Origin of the sequence: Neorhizobium galegae (genome assembly GCF_021391675.1) — a bacterium.
GTDB lineage: Bacteria > Pseudomonadota > Alphaproteobacteria > Rhizobiales > Rhizobiaceae > Neorhizobium > Neorhizobium galegae_B.
On the sequence record NZ_CP090096.1, the window covers coordinates 897,133 to 918,241 of the forward strand.

At 59.1% G+C, this 21,109-nt stretch carries 20 protein-coding genes; 15 read left to right on the top strand and 5 right to left on the bottom strand.

Annotation, left to right across the window (positions count from 1 at the left end):
- Positions 1-122: 122 nt before the first annotated feature.
- The 4 genes from LZK81_RS26950 (at position 123) to LZK81_RS26965 (ending at position 4,200) form a co-directional block, all read left to right on the top strand.
- On the top strand, positions 123-1,559 hold the full coding sequence (locus LZK81_RS26950) for a sulfatase (protein ID WP_233957021.1): 1,437 nt from the start codon (positions 123-125) through the stop codon (positions 1,557-1,559).
- 115 nt (positions 1,560-1,674) lie between these two features.
- Positions 1,675-2,415: an ABC transporter permease gene (locus LZK81_RS26955; RefSeq protein ID WP_233957838.1), complete on the top strand. Its 741-nt coding sequence runs from the start codon at positions 1,675-1,677 to the stop codon at positions 2,413-2,415.
- Positions 2,412-3,182 carry an ABC transporter ATP-binding protein gene (locus LZK81_RS26960; protein ID WP_233957022.1) on the top strand — a complete coding sequence of 257 codons (771 nt, stop codon included), beginning with the start codon at positions 2,412-2,414 and terminating at the stop codon, positions 3,180-3,182. The genes LZK81_RS26955 and LZK81_RS26960 overlap by 4 nt, the downstream gene beginning before the upstream one ends.
- Before the next feature lie 40 nt (positions 3,183-3,222).
- A complete protein-coding gene (locus LZK81_RS26965; RefSeq protein WP_233957024.1) occupies positions 3,223-4,200 on the top strand; it encodes an aliphatic sulfonate ABC transporter substrate-binding protein in 978 nt (325 codons plus the stop codon).
- A gap of 124 nt (positions 4,201-4,324) precedes the next feature.
- Here the strand turns inward: LZK81_RS26965 and LZK81_RS26970 are convergent, their stop codons facing one another.
- The 3 genes from LZK81_RS26970 to LZK81_RS26980 form a co-directional block, all read right to left on the bottom strand.
- Entirely contained in the window at positions 4,325-5,761 is a 1,437-nt protein-coding gene (locus LZK81_RS26970; RefSeq protein WP_326491522.1) for an ATP-binding protein, read from the bottom strand.
- Positions 5,762-5,805: 44 nt separating this feature from the next.
- Entirely contained in the window at positions 5,806-6,528 is a 723-nt protein-coding gene (locus LZK81_RS26975) for a response regulator (protein WP_046609680.1), read from the bottom strand.
- Positions 6,529-6,788: 260 nt separating this feature from the next.
- On the bottom strand, positions 6,789-7,058 hold the full coding sequence (locus LZK81_RS26980; protein ID WP_233957026.1) for a hypothetical protein: 270 nt from the start codon (positions 7,056-7,058) through the stop codon (positions 6,789-6,791).
- A gap of 380 nt (positions 7,059-7,438) precedes the next feature.
- On the opposite strand from LZK81_RS26980, the gene LZK81_RS26985 reads away from it, so the two are divergent.
- The 3 genes from LZK81_RS26985 (at position 7,439) to LZK81_RS26995 (ending at position 12,724) form a co-directional block, all read left to right on the top strand.
- Positions 7,439-8,674: an efflux RND transporter periplasmic adaptor subunit gene (locus LZK81_RS26985; RefSeq protein WP_233957028.1), complete on the top strand. Its 1,236-nt coding sequence runs from the start codon at positions 7,439-7,441 to the stop codon at positions 8,672-8,674.
- On the top strand, positions 8,671-11,727 hold the full coding sequence (locus LZK81_RS26990) for an efflux RND transporter permease subunit (RefSeq protein ID WP_233957029.1): 3,057 nt from the start codon (positions 8,671-8,673) through the stop codon (positions 11,725-11,727). The genes LZK81_RS26985 and LZK81_RS26990 overlap by 4 nt, the downstream gene beginning before the upstream one ends.
- A 274-nt stretch (positions 11,728-12,001) precedes the next feature.
- The gene (locus LZK81_RS26995) at positions 12,002-12,724 is read left to right on the top strand and encodes a response regulator transcription factor (protein WP_046609676.1); all 723 of its coding nucleotides are present in this window, start codon (positions 12,002-12,004) and stop codon (positions 12,722-12,724) included.
- Positions 12,725-12,972: 248 nt separating this feature from the next.
- Here the strand turns inward: LZK81_RS26995 and LZK81_RS27000 are convergent, their stop codons facing one another.
- Positions 12,973-14,082, bottom strand: coding sequence for a MipA/OmpV family protein (locus tag LZK81_RS27000; protein ID WP_233957031.1), 1,110 nt, complete (start codon positions 14,080-14,082; stop codon positions 12,973-12,975).
- On the opposite strand from LZK81_RS27000, the gene LZK81_RS27005 reads away from it, so the two are divergent.
- Positions 14,081-15,436: an ATP-binding protein gene (locus tag LZK81_RS27005; RefSeq protein WP_233957033.1), complete on the top strand. Its 1,356-nt coding sequence runs from the start codon at positions 14,081-14,083 to the stop codon at positions 15,434-15,436. The genes LZK81_RS27000 and LZK81_RS27005 overlap by 2 nt on opposite strands.
- Positions 15,437-15,613: 177 nt before the next feature.
- Here LZK81_RS27005 and LZK81_RS27010 read toward each other — a convergent pair whose 3' ends face one another.
- Positions 15,614-16,501: a hypothetical protein gene (locus LZK81_RS27010; protein WP_233957035.1), complete on the bottom strand. Its 888-nt coding sequence runs from the start codon at positions 16,499-16,501 to the stop codon at positions 15,614-15,616.
- 245 nt (positions 16,502-16,746) lie between these two features.
- Here LZK81_RS27010 and modA point away from each other — a divergent pair, with 245 nt between their 5' ends.
- The 7 genes from modA to LZK81_RS27045 all read left to right on the top strand — a co-directional run bounded on the left by modA (position 16,747) and on the right by LZK81_RS27045 (position 20,984).
- On the top strand, positions 16,747-17,541 hold the full coding sequence (modA, locus tag LZK81_RS27015) for a molybdate ABC transporter substrate-binding protein (protein ID WP_233957037.1): 795 nt from the start codon (positions 16,747-16,749) through the stop codon (positions 17,539-17,541).
- Positions 17,542-17,840: 299 nt separating this feature from the next.
- The gene (locus LZK81_RS27020) at positions 17,841-18,071 is read left to right on the top strand and encodes a hypothetical protein (RefSeq protein WP_233957040.1); all 231 of its coding nucleotides are present in this window, start codon (positions 17,841-17,843) and stop codon (positions 18,069-18,071) included.
- Between the two features lie 85 nt (positions 18,072-18,156).
- Positions 18,157-18,384 (top strand): hypothetical protein, encoded by a 228-nt coding sequence (locus LZK81_RS27025; protein ID WP_046604708.1) that lies wholly within the window; start codon positions 18,157-18,159, stop codon positions 18,382-18,384.
- A gap of 212 nt (positions 18,385-18,596) precedes the next feature.
- Positions 18,597-19,298 carry a molybdate ABC transporter permease subunit gene (gene modB, locus LZK81_RS27030; protein WP_046604707.1) on the top strand — a complete coding sequence of 234 codons (702 nt, stop codon included), beginning with the start codon at positions 18,597-18,599 and terminating at the stop codon, positions 19,296-19,298.
- Positions 19,295-20,356, top strand: coding sequence for a molybdenum ABC transporter ATP-binding protein (gene modC / locus LZK81_RS27035; protein ID WP_233957041.1), 1,062 nt, complete (start codon positions 19,295-19,297; stop codon positions 20,354-20,356). Before modB ends, modC begins: the two co-directional genes overlap by 4 nt.
- A gap of 42 nt (positions 20,357-20,398) precedes the next feature.
- Positions 20,399-20,686 (top strand): type II toxin-antitoxin system RelE/ParE family toxin, encoded by a 288-nt coding sequence (locus LZK81_RS27040; RefSeq protein ID WP_233957043.1) that lies wholly within the window; start codon positions 20,399-20,401, stop codon positions 20,684-20,686.
- 1 nt (position 20,687) lies between these two features.
- Positions 20,688-20,984 (top strand): addiction module antidote protein, encoded by a 297-nt coding sequence (locus tag LZK81_RS27045; RefSeq protein ID WP_046604704.1) that lies wholly within the window; start codon positions 20,688-20,690, stop codon positions 20,982-20,984.
- The last annotated feature ends 125 nt before the right edge of the window (positions 20,985-21,109 follow it).

Here is a 21,109-nt window from a genome sequence, read left to right on the forward strand (position 1 = left end):
CGTTAGCGATAACTTTATGCCATCGTTTTGAGGGAGAGGCAAGCGAAAGACCGAACGCTGGCGGTTTCTTTGAATGGAAAGCGACGGCACGGAGGGCAATCGGCGGCGCGGAGGCGGGACATATGGCTGAAAAGCCAAACATCATTCTCATTATGACGGACCAGCAGCGCTACGACTCGATCGCCGCGCTCGGATACCCTTATGCCGTGACGCCGAATATCGACGCGCTCGTCGAGAAGGGCGTGGCGCTCACCAATTGCCACATCACCGCACCGAGCTGCGTTCCGTCTCGTGCGAGTCTGTTCACCGGTTATTATCCGCACACGACGGGTGTTCTGGCGAACGGTCAGAAATGGCAGCATACTTGGGTCGAGCAGCTCCGCGATGTAGGCTATCACTGCGTCAACGTCGGCAAGATGCACACGATTCCATACAATTCGGATTCCGGTTTCCATGAGCGCTATGTCGTGGAAAACAAGGACCGCTACATGGAAGGCCGCTGGTATTTCGACGAGTGGGACAAGGCGCTTGCGGCCAACGGCCTCGTCAAGCAGCAACGCGAGCTTTACCGCGAGCTCGAGGATTACCGTGACCGGTTGGGCTGCTTTGAATGGGAACTGCCTGAGGCGCTGCATTCCGACGCCTTCGTCGGCAATATGGCGAAGTGGTGGGTCAACACCTATCCGCCGACCGAGCCGCTGTTCCTTCAGGTCGGTTTTCCAGGCCCCCATCCGCCGTTCGATCCGCCTGCGCGCTATGTAGAGCCCTATCTCAAGCGTAACGACCTGCCGCTGCCGAAACCGACCAGGGAGGAACTGGATTCGCTTCACCAGGAGCTGAAGGAAAAACGCCAGCACGACGTCGAGGTTGATCATGACTCCGTCGTCTGGAGCCTTGATCCGAGAGAAGACCAGATGCAGCGGCTGTGGGCGCATTATCTCGGCAATGTCACGCTGATCGATGAAAAGGTCGGCGAATTGCTCGAAGCGCTCGAAGCGCGCGGCTATCTGGAGGATGCAATCGTTATCTTCACCTCCGATCATGGCGAATGCCTCGGCGAACACGGACTGATTCAAAAATGGTCGATGTACGACATAGTCACCCGCGTGCCGACCGTCATCTGGTCGACGGCGAACCGGTTCGAGGGCGGTCGCACCGTAGATGGACTCTGCCAGCTCTTCGATCTCGGCCCGACGATCCTGGAATATGCCGGCATCACGCCGCCGATATCCTTCGAAGCGCAAAGCCTGAAGCCGGCGCTGGAGGGGGAGAACTGGAAACCGCGATCCCATGTGTTCTGCGAGCAGATCGGCGATGTAGCGATGGCAGGCAGTGTCGAGTTCATGACCGGCGTCAGAAGCGACCGGTGGAAGCTCGTTCACTTCAAGGGCTCAAGCGACGGGCAGCTCTTTGACCTCGAAAACGATCCGAAGGAAGTGAAGAACCTCTGGAACGATCCAGGCTGTGTTGAGCAGAAGCGCGAGCTTTTGGATGTGATGCGCGACTGGTTGATCGAATCGAATTTCAAGACACGCGACGTCACGGTCGGGATGCGGTGAACCACCGATATCAGCAGAACCGGCAAGTTTTCGCGAGGGAGGCATGACCTTGTCAATTTCAACGATTGAGGAAAAGCCCGAACGAGGTCCGCGGCGCTCTTTGCTGTCGCACCCGATGGGCATGCTGACGGTGAATTTCGCGGCAGTCATGTTCGGTGTTCTGGTCTGGGCCACCGTAACGGCCCAAGGCATCGTCGGCCTGCCCACACCACTTGCCGTAGCGACGCAAGCGGTGATCCAGGCAAAGAGCGGTCTCCTGTGGTCCGACGCCCTGGCGAGCCTCGGACGCGTTTTTACCGGTTTTGCGTTCGGCATTGCGCTGGCAATCCCGGTCGGTTTCCTGATGGGCTGGTACCGCATCGCCCGCGGCATCATCGAACCCTATGTCCAGTTCTTTCGGACCATCCCGCCGCTTGCCATCATTCCCCTGGCGATCGTTACCATGGGTATTGACGAAACTCCCAAGATCTTCGTCATTTTCCTGGCGTCTTTCCTGTCGAGCGTTGTCGCGACATATCAAGGCGTCGTCAACGTGGACAAGACGCTGATCAATGCCGCCCGTGTGCTCGGTGCCAACGATTTGACCATCTTCCGGCGGGTCATCGTCCCGGCATCGCTGCCCTATATCATGGTCGGCGTCCGCGTCGGCCTCGGTTCGTCATGGGCGACCGTCGTTGCGGCGGAGCTGATTGCTGCGCAGTCTGGCCTCGGTTTCCGAATGCAGCAGGCGCAGCTCTATTACGATCTTCCGACAATCTTCGTCAGTCTCATCGCGATCGGCGTGCTCGGTCTCATCATGGACCGCATCGTCATCGCATTCGATGGCGTTCTGACCGCATGGCAGGAAAAGCTATGAGCATCAAGATTTCGTTCCAGAACGTCGCCAAGACGTTCACCATCGCCGGGCAGACATCCTTCAACGCGCTGCAGGGTCTCAACCTGGACATCGAAGACGGAGAGTTCATCACGGTGGTCGGTCCGTCCGGTTGCGGCAAGTCTACGGCCATGAACATTGCCGCAGGCCTCACAGGTCCGTCTTCAGGGCAGGTCCTGGTCGACGGCGTGCCGGTCAAGGGGCCTGGTCCCGAGCGCGGCGTGATCTTCCAGCAATATGCGCTTTTCCCCTGGCTGACGGTCCGCGAGAACGTCGAGTTCGGGTTGAAGATCGCCAGATACCCGAAGGCGGACCGCCGCAGGATCGCGGACCGCTTTGTGGACCTCGTCGGGCTCTCCGATTTTGCTGATTCGCTTCCGAAGACATTGTCCGGCGGCATGAAGCAACGATGCGCCATTGCCCGCGCCTATGCCGTCAATCCGAAGATTTTGCTGATGGACGAGCCATTCGGCGCCCTGGATGCTTTGACCCGCGTGCAGCTTCAGGGCCAGTTGCTGGCCACCTGGAGCAAGGAGCGGCGTACGGTGATGTTCATCACCCACGATGTAGACGAGGCGGTCTATCTCGCGAGCCGCGTCGTCATCATGGCCGCTAGGCCCGGCCGGCTTCACAGGATCATTCCGGTCGATTTGCCCTATCCGCGCACTGAGGAGATGCGCCTTTCGCCGGAGTTCACGGCTTTGCGCAATGAGGTGTGGCGGTCGGTCTACCACCCGGCCGTGGCCTGAAACCTGCAATCAGACCGGCTGTTACAAGGAGGAGATGAACATGCTGACGAGACGAAATCTGGTGAGGACGACAGCGGCCTTCGCTGCCGCGAGCGCTTTTTCTATCGGAGGAAAGGCAAGCGCCCAATCTGCCGAAATGACCATCGGATATATTGCCGACTTTCCAAATGCCAGCGTGCTGGCGATCGCTCAGGACCAGAAACTCTGGGAGGCGGAAGGCATCACGCCGTCCGTCAAGGTCTTCACCAACGGCCCGATCCAGATCCAGGCGATGGGCGCTGGCAGCCTGAATTTTGGCACGATCGGGCCCGGCGCGCTCTGGCTGCCCGCCAGCGGTCGGGCCAAGGTGATCGGCGTCAACGATATCGGCTTCTCCGACCGCGTCATCGTCCAGGGCGGGATCGCCTCGATCGCGGATCTGAAGGCCAGGAAGGTCGGCGTCCCGCAGGGCACGTCCGGCGACATGATACTCCGGATGGCACTGACCAAGGCCGGCATGACCATCGGCGACATCCAGGTCGTGCCCATGGATCCGTCCACGGTGGTTGCCGCCTTCACTTCCAAGCAAATCGATGGCGCCGGCATCTGGTATCCGCTGATCGATACGATCAAGCCGCGCGTGCCGGATATGAAGGAGCTGGCTTCGAACCAGGATTTCTACCCGCAGACCTCGTTCATCAACACCTTCGTCGCCCGCAACGAGATCGTCCAGCAGAACCCGGATCTTGTGAGGAAATTCTTGCGTGTCATGAAGAAGGCAATGGACTATCGCGTTGCAAACCTCGATCGATCCATCCAGATCACCACCGCATTCCTCAACGCTCCGGTGGAGGCGACCGAGAAGGTGGCGCGCAGCCGCAAGATGCTGACGAGCAAGGAACTGGACGCCTTCACGAAAGACGGCACCGTGAACAAGTGGCTGACGGAATTCAACAGGATGTTCCAGGAGTTCGGCACCATCAAGGAGCCGTTGCCGCCGGCACAGTTTTACACCGGCGATCTCTTCACCAGCGCCTGATCGTTAGACCTTCACTTTCCGCCGTTAACGGCGGGAAGTTCTCCTCGCTGAGGCTTACGGGAAACCACTGTGCTCGAGCAACTGGTTGCGATCGTCGATACTGATATTCGCCCGCGGGCAAGAGCTAGAGCGTCCATTGGGCCGCGATGTTTTCTCGTGGACGTCGAGCCGCTTGCGATAGTTCAGGTCGCTCTATGACGGGAAGAGAGATCGAGGCTCTCAAGCCCGGATTGTTCGAGGCAAGAACGATATCCCCGCCATGGTGCCGAACGATCGCTCTTGCAATTGACAAGCCCAGACCGACACCGCCCGTTTCACGGTTGCGAGACTTCTCCAGGCGGAAGAAGGGAGAGAAGACCTTCTCGCGCATCGCCTCAGGTATGCCGGGGCCGGGATCCTCCACGACGATTTCAGTCGCCGATGGCGATTGGCGCACGAAGACTCTGGCCTGCCCGCCATAGCGGATCGCGTTTTCGATGAGATTGCGGACAGCGCGGCGTAGCCCGTCCGGGCGGCACCTGTAGGTTATCTTCCTGCTTTCGACATACTCAACCCGTTGGCCCATCTCTTCCAGATCGGCACACAGGCTCTCCACCAATGCATTGAGATTGACGGTTTTTGTTTCCTCGACCGTCGCCTCGCCCTTTGCGAAAGCGATCGTCGCCTCAGTCATGACCTGGATCTCGTCGATCGTGACCAACATCTTCTGCTGGAGTTCCGGATCTCCGACAAACTCGGCGCGCAAACGCAAGGATGTCAGCGGAGTGCGCAGGTCATGGCCGATTGCTGCCAGCATCCGGGTCCGGTCTTCCACGAAGCGGTGAAGGCTCTGCTGCATGCGGTTGAATGCCTCTGCGGTCCGTCGGATATCGTCGGGTCCTTCTTCCGGCAGGGGCGGGAGCGATTCTCCGCGGCCTAGAGCCTCCGCCGACACGGCAAGCCGTCGAAGCGGTCTTGCGATACGGTTTGCTGTCAACACCCCGATGACCGAGAGGATGAGGGCCGTTATCGACAAGGTGAAGAGGGATTGTGAGGTCCACCAGTTGTTGGGAATGACTTTGTAATAGGCGGAGTTCAGCCACAGTCCGTCTTGAAGCTGGACCGCAAGGCCAAACCCGTCCGACTGGCCTATATAGGCGAACTTCGCCGGCTGTGAGAGGCTCCACAAACCAGAGGCGGGCGTGACCCAGGCTTCGCCGGCGTTTTTCGCGGCAATCCTCCTGCGTTCCTCGGGCCTGTCGATGGCTGCCGGCTGGACGCGCCATTCTGGCGGAAAGTTCGGGAGGTTTGGCAGGGGACGTGCAAGCTCTTCGACGGCCCGTCCCCGCCAGGTATCGGCGTCATCTGGAGCCTGCTCGCTTAGCCAGAACCGGGCATAGCTGGTTTCGCTGGCGACGAGGGCGTCCTGCCTCAGATTGAGCGGAATCGACTCCATGAGCCTGGTAATGGTCGCCGTGCGGCTGAAGAACTCGCTTTTTGATACCGCCTTGAGCGCCTTGTCGCGTTCGTCCCAGGAGATCAGGAACGACAGTGCCTGGGAGCTCGCGAGCGCGAGGAGCATGAAACCGATAAACTGCGCAGCGAGACTTCTGGTCCAAAACCTTATCATTGCAGCACCACATCGGTGGAAAGACTGTAGCCGCCGCCCCAATGGGTTTTGATGATTGTCGGGTTCTTGGGATCGGCTTCGATCTTCTTGCGCAAGCGGCTGACCTGGTGGTCGATGCTGCGGTCGAAGATCTCCGCGGCTTTGCCGGCAGTCAGATCAAGGAGTTGATCGCGCGTGAGAACGAACCCGGGATGTTCGAGAAAAGCTTTGAGCAGACGGAATTCCACGGTGCTCAGTGACACGACAACGCCGTCTTCGTCGGTCAGTTCTTGCCGGCCGACATCCAGCCGCCATTGGTCGAACCTGATGACTTTTGCCTTGATGTTGTCGCGCTGCTGCGTTGGCAGGGTGGTTGCTCGCCGCAAGACGGCGCGGACGCGGGCGAGCAATTCCCTGGGATTAAACGGCTTTACGACATAGTCGTCCGCTCCCAATTCCAAGCCTATGATGCGGTCGGTATCATCCGCCATGGCGGTCAGGAATATGATGGGCACATCCGTCGTGCTGCGTATGTGTCTGCAGACCGAGAGGCCGTCTTCACCGGGCATCATGATGTCGAGAATGATGAGGTCAAGGACGTTCCGCTCGAGGATCTTGCGCAAGGCGGCGCCGCTGTCGGCGGAGCTGATGCGATAGCCTTGCTGTCCGAGATATTTCCCGACCAGATCCCGGATGTCCTGATGGTCGTCGACAACTGCGATATGGGATGATGCCTGCATGAACTGCCCTCTAGACCTGGAAATTATAGCATTGCATCGGCAAGCCCTTCCATCGAATTCTGTAGCAAGTTCCCAGGCCCGGCTCCCATGACGTGCCGCGGGATTGGGCGTGGGATGGCATAGGGCGGGGTGGGACTGCAGCGAAATTGATAACTTTGGTTCCCGCTCATCCGCCTGAATACCCCTCAGACGGGAGAGGGGCCGCCGCGGCAATATTTGCGACCTTGCCGCGGACGGTGCCTTGAATGAACTGCGAGCTGTTAGTTCGGACGGTTGGCACCCTCATAATAGTCGCCGCTCTCGAACGGGCGACGATCATCGCGGGTGGTCTTGCCAAACAGCGACTGGCCGGACTGGTTCGGATAACCGAAGGTCCTGGTGCTTTCGGCCCGCAGAGGATCGGCAGAACGCGGCGAAGCGCCGCTCTTGGAGGCGCCTTCATAATAGTCACCCTCGGCAAGTGCCGGGACAGCGAACGTGGCCGAAGCCAGCAGAGCAGCGATAGCGGTGGATAGGAAGATCTTGGTCATGAGTTTCTCCTTCAGTTTCAAAAGCGTCTCCTTGACGCATCCCGAACATAGAAGGTGTTTGTCGCACGCGTATGCCGCAAAACAGGGAAATTGTCGCAAAGTATCGCATCGCAACATTCCATACCTGAATGTGGAGACAGACGATTTTATGCACGCCGACTTGCATGTTGGTCCAGGCTGAGAGACGCAGCCAGGCTGCCCGTGAGGCCTCAAGAGCGGTCTGTCCGCTCCATTTAGTGGGGGCCGCGCATCTTGAGGACCTGAGGCACGAGCGTGCCGTAACATTTCTTAATGTGACTACACAGTGCGGCTCCTCCCCATCGCTATCGTGTGACCCAACAAGCCAGGGCGCTCGGCGGCCCACTTAAGAGGTCCACTCAATGATCGCATTATCAACCGCATCATCCACGTTTCAACGCTGCTGCGCGCTTGTCGGTAAAGCGGCGGTGCTCGCATGCGTGTTTTCGACAGTGGCGTCCGCAGACGCCCAAATGCCGGTAACGACGGTCGTCGCCAAGCGAGGTGCGCTGACGGAAAGGATCGAGGTGGTTGGTTCGCTCGCGGCGCGGGAAGAGATCGAGGTCTATCCCGCGGTCCTCGGCAAGGAGGTGCGGCAGATCTTGGTAGAGGCTGGGCAACATGTTGAACGCGGCCAGGCGCTCGCGGTCCTGGACACGACCGAAGCCCTGATGTCGCTGGACAAGAATGCGGTGAGCCTCCTTCGCGCGCATGCTGCCGTGGCCGTTGAGAGCAGCAAGATAGACGTGGCAACGGTCACCGAAGCCGAAGCGCGCAAGAAGCTGGAACGCAGCCGCTCGCTACAGCCAAAAGGTGCGATCGCCGACAACGTCCTCGAGGAAGACCTGAACGCTCACGCCCGAGCCGTCGCGGAGTTGCGACTGGCGCGCCAGTCGTTGGAGCTCGCCAACGCAGATCAACAGTTGATCGCCAGCGAGCGGCGGGAAATCGAACTGACTGTTCAGAGAAGCATCCTGCGGGCGCCAAGCTCGGGTCGGATCTTGAGCCGGAAAGCGCGTGTCGGCGCGATGACATCGAGTTCCGCCGGGCCTCTTTTTGTCATCGCTGAGGATGATGATATCGAGTTCGTAGCGCAGGTGACGGAGACAAGCTTCGTTCGGCTGCGCGAAGGTATGAGCGCCGAAATTACCTTGCCAGGACGCGACCAAGCCGTCGCGGGAACCGTCCGGCTGAATGCCGCGCAACTGGATCCGAAGACAAGAAGCGGGACGGTGCGGATCGAACTTGCAGACAAGGCCAGACTTGTCCCAGGCGTCTTTGCGCGCGGTAGCATCAGTGTCGAAGACCGGCAGAATGTTCTCCTCCCGGGGACGGCCGTCAAAAGCACAGCGGCTGGCCACAACGTTTACGTCGTTTCAGACGGGCTCGTGGATATACGCCCGGTCCGCATCGGATCCCAGCAAAGCGGCTTTGTGGAAATCGTCGACGGCATCCGGGAGGGTGAGGAGGTCGTCCTGAAATCGGGTGCCTTCCTGAAGGCACAGGAGCGGGTGAGGCCGGTAGTGGCCGCGACGCCGGCAACGCGCGCCGACGCATCCACATCTAACCAAAATCGGCTCGGAGCTCGACTTCAATGAACATATCGGCCTGGGCGATTCGTAATCCGCTTCCCTCGATCCTCCTATTCCTAGTCCTTGTCGCCGCAGGTCTCTACAGCTTTTCACGGCTGCCCGTTACTTACTTCCCGACTATCGACGAGCCGGCTGTGAATGTGATTGTCGACCAACCCGGCGGGGCGCCGAGCGAGTTGGAGACTGAAGTTACTCGTCTTGTCGAAGACGCGGTAGCCTCTCTTGCAGGCGTAGAAGAGATCAAGTCGACCGTCACTCAAGGCCGTTCCGTTACCGCTGTCGAATTCGAGTTGGGCGTCATTTCGCCAGACCGCGCCATGGGTGACGTCCGCGACGCAGTTGCGAAAATCCGCAGCGATCTTCCCGACGGAATAGATGAGCCTGTGATCGAACGGGCTGAGGAGGAAGCGCAAGCGGTCGTGACCTATGCCGTGACAAGCCCGGACATGACCGTTGCAGAGCTTTCGTGGTTCGTCGACGATGTTGTTTCCCGGAATTTGCAGGGTCTGAAGGGCGTTGGCCGCATTGATCGTGTCGGAGGTGCTGACAGGGAGATCCATGTCGAACTCGATCCTTCGCGATTGCAGGCTCTCTCCCTGACGGCGAATGCCGTTAACGAAAGCCTCATCGCAAGCCAGATGGATCGTTCTGGTGGCCGCAGCAACCTGAATGGCAGAGAACGGACGCTGACGGCCGTCGCGGCGGCGCAGACGATCGCCGAACTTGGTGATTCTCGCATCCTCCTGTCGGATGACGCCAGTGTGAAACTGGAAGATGTCGGCAGCGTCCAGGATACGATCGCCGAAGCCCGCGCCTTTGCTACTTTGGATCAGGAGGACGTCGTAGGTTTCGCGGTGTATCGCGCAAGGGGTTCAAGCGAGCTCGCTGTTGCGGAGGAAGTGGCCACCGCACTGGAGAAGTTAAATCTCGAACAGTCGTCGATCCGCTTCAAGCTGGTCGACGACAATATGTCCTACACGGCAGGCAACTACAACTCGGCCATGCATACCCTCTATGAGGGGGCGGCATTGTCAATCGTCGTCGTATTTCTATTCCTGCGCGACTGGCGGGCCACGGTCGTAGCCGCAATCGCGCTTCCGCTTTCGATCATCCCGACCTTTTTTGCCGTCGATCTCCTGGGCTTTTCCCTCAACATCCTCAGTTTGCTTGCGATCACCCTGGTGACAGGAATTCTCGTGGACGATGCGATCGTTGAAATTGAAAACGTGGTGCGTCACCGCGACATGGGCAAATCCGCCTTCCGGGCTGCATTGGACGCCTCTGATGAAATAGGGCTTGCTGTCATAGCCATATCTGCAACGATCATGGCTGTCTTCACACCTGTGGGCTTCATGAGCGGGGTGGTCGGGCTGTATTTTCGAGAATTCGGGCTGACCGTTGCGATAGCGGTGTTCTTTTCACTTCTGGTGGCCCGGTTGATCACCCCTATCATGGCTGCATACATCATGACGAACGCTCCTCTGTCGCACATTCGCAGAGGGCGTCTGGTATCGGCCTATGAGGGGCTGCTGAAGGTCAGTCTGCGGTGGCGATGGATGACAGTCGGATGCGCATTTGCGGCCTTTGCACTGGCTTTATACGCCCTGATCTCGCTGCCAACCGCCTTTTTGCCGGAAGAGGACACGGGGCGGTTGACCCTCTCGGTGGAGTTGCCCCCTGGAGCGGCTTTGCACGAAACAAGGGCGGCGACGGACGAAATAGCCGCCCTGATCCGGCGGGATCCCGCGGTGGAAGGCGTATTCGTCAGGGCAGGGTCGAGTACGGCCGGACAGGAAGACGTACGATATGCGGTCGTCCTGATCGATCTGCTCCACAAATCCGAGCGCGGCCGTTCATCGTTCTTGATACAGGCCGATCTTGAAAAGGCGCTTTCCTCCATTTCGGACGTCAGGCTGCGCTTTCTCAACACCCGCGGTGGGCGGGACATATCTTTCGCTGTCCTGTCCGCGGATGGCGTTCTGGCTCAGCGGGCCGCAGATAACATACTGCAGGAGCTTACCGTCGACGAAAACTTCGTCAACCCGACCGCCGACAACGCGGCAACGCGACCAGAACTGCGGGTGAAAATCGACGCGGACAAGGCTTCAACGATCGGCGTATCGCCGGCAGAACTCGCGCGCACGATCCGGGTATCGACGGTGGGCGACGTCGACAGCCGACTGCCCAACTTCATCGACGGGGGTCGACAGGTTCCAATCCGTGTGCTGCTCCAGAGGCATGCTCGCGACGATTTGCCAACCCTTGAAATCTTGTCAGTACCGACGACGAGAGGGACATCGGTTCCGTTGTCTTCCGTCGCCGACGTCAGCTTCGATGAGAGGGTCGCCGCCATCGAGCGATTTGATCGCCAGCGTCGTATCGAAATCTCTGCGGACATGGCTGACGGCATGACGTCGGGCCAGGGTCTCGACAGGCTGGCACAGCTCGATAGCGTCAAGAACCTGCCGGCGGGCGTGCGCATTCAAGCGACCGGGGATTCCGATACCGAAGGCGAGGTGTTCTCAAGCTTTGCGGTGGCGATGGGATCGGGTGTCATGCTTGTGCTTGTCGTCCTCATCCTCCTCTTCGGAAGCGTGCTGGCGCCCTGGACCATTCTGGCCTCCCTTCCCCTGTCGATCGGCGGCGTAGCAGCCGGCCTCATGTTAAGCGGAAACGCCGTTTCGCTTCCTGTCGTCATCGGTATCCTGATGCTGATGGGGATCGTGACGAAAAACGCCATCATGCTCCTGGACTTCGCCATTGAACGCGAAGCCGATGGGCTGTCTCGGGTCGATGCAATCGTCGAAGCCTGCTCGGAGCGGGTTCGCCCCATCATCATGACCACGTTTGCTATGATCGGGGGAATGGCCCCCTCCGCGCTCGCGGTAGGGGACGGAGGCGAGTTCAGGGCACCCATGGCGATCGCGGTGATCGGCGGTCTGCTGGTGTCTACGGTTCTATCATTGGTCGTCATCCCGTCGCTCCACCTGATCGTTTCCGACTTTGGCGATCGTACCGCTCGGATCTTCAAGCCCTTCCTCCAGTCGGCCGAGATCTGAAGGTTGCAGGCGCCGCAAGGACGCTTGCACTACCAGCGGAGGGCCGGCCAACCACCTGGCCGGCCCTGCCGTACAGCGCAGCGTTTTTCCCAGCGCCGCCACTCTGTCGGTCACGTCAATTCTGCGTAGCGGTGCGAGCGGTTGCAGCGCTTATCGCCATGGCTGGGCGCGTTTGGTATCACTGCGTGTAGTGACCGTAACAAAACTTAATAAAGCGAAATATTCGAGGACCAGCAGCCGGCCCATTGTAGGGTCCTCAAACAGGAAAAGACCCATGCAGCCCAATTCAGCATCCGCGAAGATATTGATCGTGGAAGACGATTTCGAAATCGGCAATCTTCTGGCGTCGACAATTCAGGAAAGCGGGATGCTGCCGACCGTGGCTGAGGACGGAAACGTGATGCAGTCCCTGCTTCGCAGCAATTCCTATGACCTGATCATCCTCGATGTCATGCTGCCGGGCGAAGATGGCCTAAGCATTTGCAAACGCATCCGCTCGGAAAGAACGATCCCGATAATCCTGCTGACGGCACTCGGAGAGGAAGTCGACCGGATCGTGGGGCTGGAAGTCGGCGCCGATGACTATATTACAAAGCCCTTCAGCCCAAGAGAAGTGGTCGCACGGATTCGCAGTCTCCTGCGTCGCGCCTCTTACGGCCTGACAAGTAGCTCTGCTCAAAGGAAGCTGCGTTTTGACGGATGGGTAATCGACCCAATGCGGCGCCGGCTTCACGACCCCAGCAACGCTCGCATCGCTTTGACAACAACGGAATTCGATCTTCTGCTGGCGTTCTGCAGAAATCCGGGCCGGGTCATCACCCGCGAGGAACTGCTCTTGTTTACCCATTCCGGGCTGGCTGGGCCGATCGAGCGCAGTATTGATGTGCATATCAGCCGCCTCCGTCAAAAGATCGAGGCTGATCCTCGCGAGCCAACGCTCCTGCAGACGGTCAGGCTGGGAGGATATACTTTCACCGCGTCGGTGGAGGAAGTCTGAAACAGAGCCTCAATCCTTCTCCGGCGCCGCAACTGCCATGCGGCCGCGGTTGCAGGGCCAGCACAAATAACCGAGCACGATCGTTTGGTGCAAGCCCGATGACTGGGAACCGGCGCTTGGACGCCGCTCCCAGCTGCCACGGCATAACATCTGGCAGTCAAAAATATTGCGCACGGGCAACGCGTGCCGCCTTATGGATCGGAAGCGATCCGTGCAGGCGACACGCCCTTTATTTTCTCTGCCCGGCTTCAGAACTTGTAGCCGACAAAAGCAGAAACGGAAGGCTGGATCTTCTTCTCGACGATCGGGCTATCCGCGGCATCTCCGGTGAGCACTCCGATGCCTGCTTCACCACGCACCAACCAATGATCGCTCAGAGCGTATGTGGCAGAGGCAGAAAAATCGACACGCTTCAAGCCTGCTTCTGCTTTATATTCAGGCAGGCCTGAACGTGCCGACTGAGCGGCATCGACGCCAAAATAAGCCTGCATGTGCTTGTCATCGGCCACGGTGGCTTCGGCGCGTGCGCCCAGAATGAGACGCTCCGTGACCGGGGCCGAGTACTCCACCCCAAACTTTCCAATCAGGCTTTCGCTGCCACCGATGGTCTGGTCGACGCTCGCATAGATTTCGACCGGACCCCAATCATAGCCGACTTTCGCGCCGACTGTTGCGGCGAAGTCGATGTCGCCGAGGCCGCGGAGGCGATCGCCGTCACCCTCATCCCGCCCTGATTCGTAGCCCACCGCAGCGGAGATGGAAAATCCGTCTTGATCCAAGACAGTGACGCTGATGCCACCTGGATCGATTTCCAACCATTCGCCATAGGTGAACACCACGAAGGGAATGGGGCTGACTTCAAATTCATCGCTCCCTTCGTATTTGGGGTCATAAGAAGCGCCGGCACCAATGATCAGGCTCCAATTGCGCTCCGGTTGGCGTTTATCGAAACGCTGCTTGTCGAAAGGTGGCTCCGGCGTCTGCTCCGTGGCGGTCTGGTCGGCGCCATAGGCGTTTGGAGAAAATCCCGCAACGCTGAATGCGGCGCATAAGGCGAGGGGCGAAAGACGCCGCTTGGCTTTTTTAAGATGTAGCATAAGGGCTCCAGAACAGGTTATCAGTCCCCCCAACAGAGGAGCCTGTGACGGCTTGTGTTTCATGCCGTAGCCCACCGGTGCATGTTTTTTTGTTACGCTTTGTTGCAGCCCGAGCGATCGGCAAAGAGGCAGCCCTGCCGTAACAAAACGTAATAATCGCGCAGCAGGAAACGCGGGATCTTGTGAGGGAATTCGCCTATATTTCTGCTTCGCCGATCGACCTCGGCTCAAGCGCGCTTCACAAGCCAAACGGGTGCTCATGTTTTTCCGCCGGCTTCCAGGCCTATCGACGATCCATAGCCAGATCACGGGCGTTATTGTTCTCGGCCTCACCATCACCGTTTTAGGCGGCTCTTTTCTCGAGCAGCGTGTTGGAAATGGATATCCGATGGTTGACGTTGAGGAACTCGCCGATAGTGTGTTTACGATAGGTTCCATCCTCAAAACTGCCACACCCGAAGAGCGCGACATCGTTCTTCGTGCAGCCAATCGTGCCGGTTGGGATCTCAATCTGCGACCGCGCGCCTTGGCGGAAACGTTCAAGAACTCATCACCGCAGGAAAGCGTCCTGGACGCGACGATAGATTGGCTTTTTTCCCCCGACGGGAGGCAGACGCCACTCGGTGGCTGGCAAACCTTTGTCGATGACAAGCGCGTCCTCTCAACCGAGGTTGACGATAAAACAATCCTCGTTTTGGGCGGTCTTCCAAGCGCGGCGTTCTGGAGCGAGGTCCTCGTCCGGGGGCCACACTATCTACTGGCGCTCATCACCTTGATCGTACTGTTCTCGTCGTTCGGGGTCCGGGCAATCACGCGACCGCTGCGGAAGATTGCTTCAGCGGCTGCGAATGCCGACATCACGTCCGGCCGGGTAATCTTCGACGAGGAAGGCAGCGTGGAAATTGTCGCTGTTGCACGCTCCTTGAACGGGATGAGCGATCGTATCACCGATATGATCCAAGGCAGGACGCGGATGCTGCGCGGGGTGAGCCACGATCTGCGCACGCCATTGACGAGACTGAGACTTCGAGTGGAGCGGGTCGGCGACGCGCAATTGCGCGATATGTTGCTGGCGGATATCTCTCGCATCGATAGCCTCCTCAAAGAGAGCCTCAGCTATCTGCGTGACGACCATCATCGAGAGCAGGTCGAAACGATCGACCTGGCAACAACGCTGCAGACGATCTGCAGCGAGTTTGACGATGTGGGCCATAAGATCAATTATATCGGCCCCAATCATCTGTCCGCCAATTGCAAGCCTCTCGCGATAACGCGAGCAGTGACCAACCTTTGCGAAAACGCTGTGAAATTCGGCGACAGGGCCGCCATCGAGCTCAAGCGAAGTGGAGACAAGGTGGTGGTCGACGTGTCGGACAATGGCCCCGGGATACCGAAGCAATCACGTGCGCAGGTGTTGGAGCCATTCTTCAAACTGAATGCGGCGAGGACTGATGGCAACGCTGGGTTCGGGCTGGGATTGTCCATCGTTGCGGAAATCGTGCAAGCTCACCGGGGAACGCTGGAACTGTTGGACGGGGAGCCATCCGGGCTCTTGGCGCGGTTAACGTTTCCAGCAGATCTCCCGGCGGACGGAGTCGCCGCACAGTTTCGGTGAACGCCTGGGCGAATGGCTTTAATCAGCCATGTGAAAGCGTATACGCCGGACAACTGCAGCGGTATCGAAATGAATCCGTTCGATTGTCTTCGCCTGGACATGAACGACGATCTCGTAGTCGATGATCGGCCTGCGGGCGCGTTTTCTGGCTTTGCCTATCTGTGCGGTAAGGCAACCTTAGCCATGGCTATAACTCGGCGAGCTTGCCCGCTCTGCGCCGGCATTTGCCGTGGAGGCATGGGCGCCCGCCTCGAAATTGTCTGCAGCATTGGCGAGGGAAGCCAACATCGCGTCCGCCTGATTGAAATATTGTTTGATCCATGGGACGGGGCCGACGCCAAATCGCCTTTTCGATCCCCAGCGCTGGCCTTTTTCGACCATCGTATCCCAGGGCCTTGGCTTTCCGTGGAAGACGATGATTTTCGCGTTCCGCGGCTGCTTGATCCTCGGCAGGAGCAGATTGATCGGAAAGTATTTCGTGCAGCTTCTCTTGAAGCTGACGCAGAAACCTGCCGGCCAGTAACTTTTTTGCCGCACCGCATGCGTCAGGTAGGATTGGTCGTTCTTGAATTGCGCGATGATCGCGTCGGCCTTGCTTACGAAGTCGTGGTAAATTCCATCGACATTTCCTGCATGAAATCCAAAGACGGATGACTGAGCACCCCTGTCCGGCCTGAAGTTATTTGGGAGCAGGCTCCAGAGATCCGGATTCCATTCCCGTTGGATCACAAAATGACGGCGCTCCCGAAGCAAACCGATCAGCGGGGCGAGTGATCGTTGGACCATGACGTCGAGATCGAGGAAAAGCACGACGTCTCCGGGCGGGAAAAGACCCGGTGCAAACACTCCGATCTTGGGCCAGCACCCTCGTCTCCACGCCTGCTCAGGCAGGCCGAGGTTCGGGATATGACGAGCGAGAATGCTGGAAGCAAGGCCGCGACGATCGTCCGTCAGGCAGACAAAGTCGAACGGCTCCTCCATGTTACGCAATACACCGGCATAAAGAGCATTGACATGGCTGGCGGTGAAAGCCGTGCCCCATTTCATGCAAACAATCGTAACCATCATGTCGCTCCATCAATAATCTGGAAGACGGTTAAGCGACTTTGGTGCGGATGATTGTTTATAGTTGTTATATGATGTTGCCGAAGATTGTCCTTGATGTCGGCGGTGCGGATGACCGCCAGTGCCCCGGCTCAGTTCTGCGTGAAAATCAACAATCAAGATATCCTGTGGAATATAACGCTAGTCAAAACCTCGCGATCGAGATATCCAAAGGAATATCTCGCTCAAGGATCGAAGAGGAAATCATGAACATTGATCGTCATTCCTGGATCAGGCTCGCGGCGACGTCGGTGGTAGCCGCCTTCGTATCGTTCGCCTCGTTCGCGGCTCCTGCCGCGGCGCAGGAAAAAGTCACCGTCTTTGCAGCAGCCAGCATGAAGAACGCGCTCGACAACGCCAACAAGGCATGGGCCGCCCAGGGTGGCGGGCAAGTTACCGTTTCCTACGCCGCGAGTTCGGCGCTCGCCAAGCAGATCGAAAGTGGCGCGCCGGCGGATATCTTCATTTCGGCCGACCTCGACTGGATGAAATATCTCTCCGACAAAAAGCTCGTGCGGGAAGACACCAGGCTCAACTGGCTCGGCAACCGGATCGTGCTGGTCGCCGCCAAGGACACCGCCAAGCCGGTCGACATCAGGCCGGGCGTCGATCTCGCGGGCCTGCTCAAGGGCGGCAGGCTCGCGATGGGTGAGCCGAACGCGGTTCCGGCCGGTAAATACGGCAGGGCCTCGCTCGAAAAACTTGGGCTCTGGTCGTCGGTCGAAAAGAGCCTAGCAAGTGCGGAAAGTGTCCGCGCAGCACTCGCGTTTGTCTCGCGCGGAGAAGCGCCCTACGGCATCGTCTACCAGACGGACGCGGCGGCCGATCCGGGTGTCGCTATCGTCGGCACGTTCCCGGCCGACACCCACCCGCCGATCATCTATCCGATCGCCACCCTGTCGGAATCGAAGTCCAAGGATGCGCCCGCCTATCTCGGCTATCTGACGTCGGACAAGGCAGCGCCATTCTTCGAAAAGGAAGGTTTTACGGTTCTGAAGTAGCCGCAAGCACTTCGGCAACACTCATCGAAACGGCCCCTTTCGGGGCTGTTTTTCGTTTCCGGCCGAACCGTTCTTACCGGCGAGCCTCTCCGCCCAGCCCGGTCCCAATCTCGATTTCAACCGGTCTCACGCGATCGTTTGTTCTCGAATCCCGAACATTCCGTTTGGAAATCGTGCCCTAGCGACCTCGATCGGGCTCCCCCATCTCCATGACCGGAAGCAGACAACGCGCTTCCGCAATACCACCGAGCGGGCGCCGGCTCCCAAACGGCCCCGTTTAGCAACCGAGGAATACGACAATGAAAACCATTCTCTCCACTTTTGCCGCCGCCATGATCGCTTCGGCTTCCTTCGCCGGCGTCGCCCTTGCAGAAGGCGATTATTATCAGGGTGCGACCAAGGGACAGGCAGCGGTGCAGACCAACGACAAGATCGACAATGTCAGGACCGGCAGCATCGATCAGATTCGCGCCGACGACAATCGCGGCGACCAGCCGATCTTCAAGCATGAAAGCCGCGACAATCGCTAACCGCAGCTCATTCAAGATACCGAACATCGTCCGGCAGGCAGGTCGCAAACTAAAGCCGCGGGCGAACTCTGAAAGGACTAGGACAATGAAGACTTCCATCTCCGCTATCGCCGCCATGATCGCCGCCGCTTCCTTCGGAGGCTCGGCTCTCGCTGAGGGCGACTATTATGAAGGCACCTCGAAGACGCATGCTTCCGCCCGGATCAACGGCGGGAATGTGGACGACGTCCGCACCGGCAGCATCCAGATCCGCGACAACGATCGCCAGGAAAGCCAGTCGATCTTCGGCAACACGACCCGCGACAACCGTTAACCGTCGCGCATGAGAACCGAGGCTCCAGGGGCCTTCGTTCAGCAAACCATCTTGTGAATGCGATGGTGTAGGGAGAGCAGCGGTAGGCCGGCGCTCTCCCACCGCCTTTTTTAGAACCTTCCAGTAACTTTTCCACCAGGACCTAGCCATCAGATCCGTCTCGATATATCCAATGCGATATATTGGATGGCGACTGCGGATGGGATCGGCGTTTGGACTGGCTGGCATTGAGCGACGAGGAATGGACCGCGATCAGGCTCAGCCTGAAGGTTTCCGCCGTCGCGATGATCGTCAGCCTGCCGTTCGGCCTTCTCGTCGCCTATCTGCTCGCCCGCGGAAAATTCTGGGGCAAGTCGGTCCTGAACGGCATCGTCCACCTGCCGCTCATCCTGCCACCGGTCGTCACCGGCTTTCTGCTGCTGATACTGTTCGGACGACGCGGCGTCGTCGGCGCTTTTCTCAACGAATATCTCGGCATCGTCCTCTCCTTCCGCTGGACGGGCGCAGCACTTGCCTGCGGCGTCATGGGCTTTCCGCTGATGGTGCGCTCCATCCGGCTGTCGATCGAATCCGTCGACCGCAAGCTGGAGGAGGCGGCCGGCACGCTCGGCGCGGGACCCACGTGGGTTTTCATCACCGTGACGCTGCCGCTCATCCTGCCGGGCGTGATCGCCGGCATGATCCTCGCCTTCGCCAAGGCAATGGGCGAATTCGGCGCGACGATCACCTTCGTCTCCAATATTCCCGGTGAAACCCAGACCCTTTCGGCGGCGATCTACACATTCACGCAGGTGCCGGGCGGCGACGCCGGGGCGATGCGGCTGACGCTGGTCGCGATCGCCATCTCGTTTGCAGCGCTACTCGCCTCGGAGTTCCTGGCCTATCTGGTCGGCAGGAGGGTCAATATCGAATGACCCTCGTCGTTAAGGCACGGCAGACGCTGGGAGAGTTCGTTCTCGACGCGGGCTTCACGTCGGATGGCGGCGTGACCGCGCTGTTCGGGCCTTCGGGCTCCGGCAAGACGTCGCTGGTGCGGGTGATTGCAGGACTGTCGAAGCCGGATCACGGGTGGTTGGTGGTCGATGGCGAAACGCTGCTCGACACCGAAAGCCGTATTTTCGTGCCAAAGCACAGACGACGTTTCGGCTACGTCTTCCAGGAGAGCCGGCTTTTCCCGCACCTCTCTGTGCGTCAGAACCTCGCCTACGGCCGCTGGTTCGCACCCAAGACAACGCGGCCGGAAAATTTCGATCGGATTGTCGAACTGCTGGGCATCAGCCTGCTGCTAGACCGGCGGCCGGGGAAGCTTTCAGGTGGGGAAAAACAGCGCGTCGCGATCGGTCGGGCGTTGCTCTCCGCTCCGCGTCTCCTTCTGATGGATGAACCGCTCGCCGCACTCGACGACCAGCGCAAGGCCGAGATCCTGCCCTATCTCGAGCGCCTGCGCGACGAAACCTCGACGCCGATCGTCTATGTCAGCCATTCGGTCTCGGAAGTGGCGCGGCTTGCCGACAAGGTGGTGACAATGAAGGCCGGCCGGGTCGAGGCCGTTGGTACACCGTCCGAGGTCCTGTCTCTGCCATCGGCGGATCGCCGCGATGCCGGCGCGGTGCTGACCGGCGTGGTCGAGGTTATCGATATCCCGCACCGGTTGGCGACGGTCCGGCTTTCGCAGGCGCAGATCGTCGTGCCGAATGCGCATGCCGAAGAGGGGAGAAGCGTCCGCGTGCATATTCCCGAACGGGACGTGATGGTCGCCACCCGGCGGCCGGAGGGCCTTAGCGCCCTCAACATCCTCGAAGGCGCGATTGCCGCGATCGAGCCGGACGGCGACGGCATGGTGCGCATCCGCATTCGCTGTGGTGGAGACGTCGTGCTCGCCCGCATAACTGCGCTTTCCGTCGAACGGCTCGACCTGAAGCTGGAAAAGCCGGTTTTTGCGGTGATCAAGACGGTCGCGCTGGAACGGTAGGCGGGCATTGATCTTACGTCGAGTGTGAACTATAGATTACATATGGTCGAAGTTCGCAGAACGGCAGCCTTCTCAAAGTGGTTCAATTCGCTCAAGGACATTCGCGCTCAGGCCCGCATACAAACGCGGATCGACCGTCTCGGGCTTGGGCTGCTCGGGGATGCGAAATTCTTCGACGGTATCGGCGAGCTTCGCATCGACTACGGTCCCGGCTACCGCCTCTACTTTGTGAAGCGAGGTAGTGAGATCATCCTCCTCCTTTGTGGCGGCGACAAGAGCGCGCAGAGGAAGGACATCCAACAGGCCATCGAAATGGCGAAGGAGATCTGACATGGCGATTGAAACGACCAAATGGGATCCGACCGAATTCCTCACCAGCGAAGAAGCAATCGCCGCCTATCTAGAAGCCGCCTTCGAGGATGGGGACCCGGCGGTCATCGCTGTTGTTCTTGGAAACATTGCGAGAGCCAAAGGCATGACCAATGTCGCCAAGGAAGCGGGCATTACTCGCGAGGCGCTCTACAAGGCGCTGAGCGATAAGGGAGATCCGAAGCTTTCCACACTGCTCGGTGTCTTGAAGGCCCTCGGACTCCGAGTCACGGTCGTTTCCGCCAACGAAGCGGCATAGGGTTCGCAGGCGGCAGAACTGTCCTGCGAAGAAATTTTGCACACGCGTACATTTTGTCATCCGGGTGTTATGGAGCCCCGCTAGACCGCTTCCTGTTGATGATCTTCAGCGCTTCCGCAGCCTTG

Coding starts and splice junctions, on each gene's coding strand:
- LZK81_RS27025 (WP_046604708.1), top strand. CDS start 18,157: ATGAAGACTTCCATCTCCGCTATCGCCGCCATGATCGCCGCCGCTTCC.
- LZK81_RS27040 (WP_233957043.1), top strand. CDS start 20,399: ATGGTCGAAGTTCGCAGAACGGCAGCCTTCTCAAAGTGGTTCAATTCG.
- LZK81_RS26980 (WP_233957026.1), bottom strand. CDS start 7,058: ATGACCAAGATCTTCCTATCCACCGCTATCGCTGCTCTGCTGGCTTCG.
- LZK81_RS26955 (WP_233957838.1), top strand. CDS start 1,675: ATGGGCATGCTGACGGTGAATTTCGCGGCAGTCATGTTCGGTGTTCTG.
- LZK81_RS26985 (WP_233957028.1), top strand. CDS start 7,439: ATGATCGCATTATCAACCGCATCATCCACGTTTCAACGCTGCTGCGCG.
- LZK81_RS26975 (WP_046609680.1), bottom strand. CDS start 6,528: ATGCAGGCATCATCCCATATCGCAGTTGTCGACGACCATCAGGACATC.
- LZK81_RS26990 (WP_233957029.1), top strand. CDS start 8,671: ATGAACATATCGGCCTGGGCGATTCGTAATCCGCTTCCCTCGATCCTC.
- LZK81_RS26960 (WP_233957022.1), top strand. CDS start 2,412: ATGAGCATCAAGATTTCGTTCCAGAACGTCGCCAAGACGTTCACCATC.
- LZK81_RS26965 (WP_233957024.1), top strand. CDS start 3,223: ATGCTGACGAGACGAAATCTGGTGAGGACGACAGCGGCCTTCGCTGCC.
- LZK81_RS27020 (WP_233957040.1), top strand. CDS start 17,841: ATGAAAACCATTCTCTCCACTTTTGCCGCCGCCATGATCGCTTCGGCT.
- LZK81_RS26950 (WP_233957021.1), top strand. CDS start 123: ATGGCTGAAAAGCCAAACATCATTCTCATTATGACGGACCAGCAGCGC.
- LZK81_RS27010 (WP_233957035.1), bottom strand. CDS start 16,501: ATGGTTACGATTGTTTGCATGAAATGGGGCACGGCTTTCACCGCCAGC.
- modA (WP_233957037.1), top strand. CDS start 16,747: ATGAACATTGATCGTCATTCCTGGATCAGGCTCGCGGCGACGTCGGTG.
- LZK81_RS26995 (WP_046609676.1), top strand. CDS start 12,002: ATGCAGCCCAATTCAGCATCCGCGAAGATATTGATCGTGGAAGACGAT.
- LZK81_RS26970 (WP_326491522.1), bottom strand. CDS start 5,761: ATGCTCCTCGCGCTCGCGAGCTCCCAGGCACTGTCGTTCCTGATCTCC.
- LZK81_RS27005 (WP_233957033.1), top strand. CDS start 14,081: ATGTTTTTCCGCCGGCTTCCAGGCCTATCGACGATCCATAGCCAGATC.
- modC (WP_233957041.1), top strand. CDS start 19,295: ATGACCCTCGTCGTTAAGGCACGGCAGACGCTGGGAGAGTTCGTTCTC.
- LZK81_RS27045 (WP_046604704.1), top strand. CDS start 20,688: ATGGCGATTGAAACGACCAAATGGGATCCGACCGAATTCCTCACCAGC.
- LZK81_RS27000 (WP_233957031.1), bottom strand. CDS start 14,082: ATGAGCACCCGTTTGGCTTGTGAAGCGCGCTTGAGCCGAGGTCGATCG.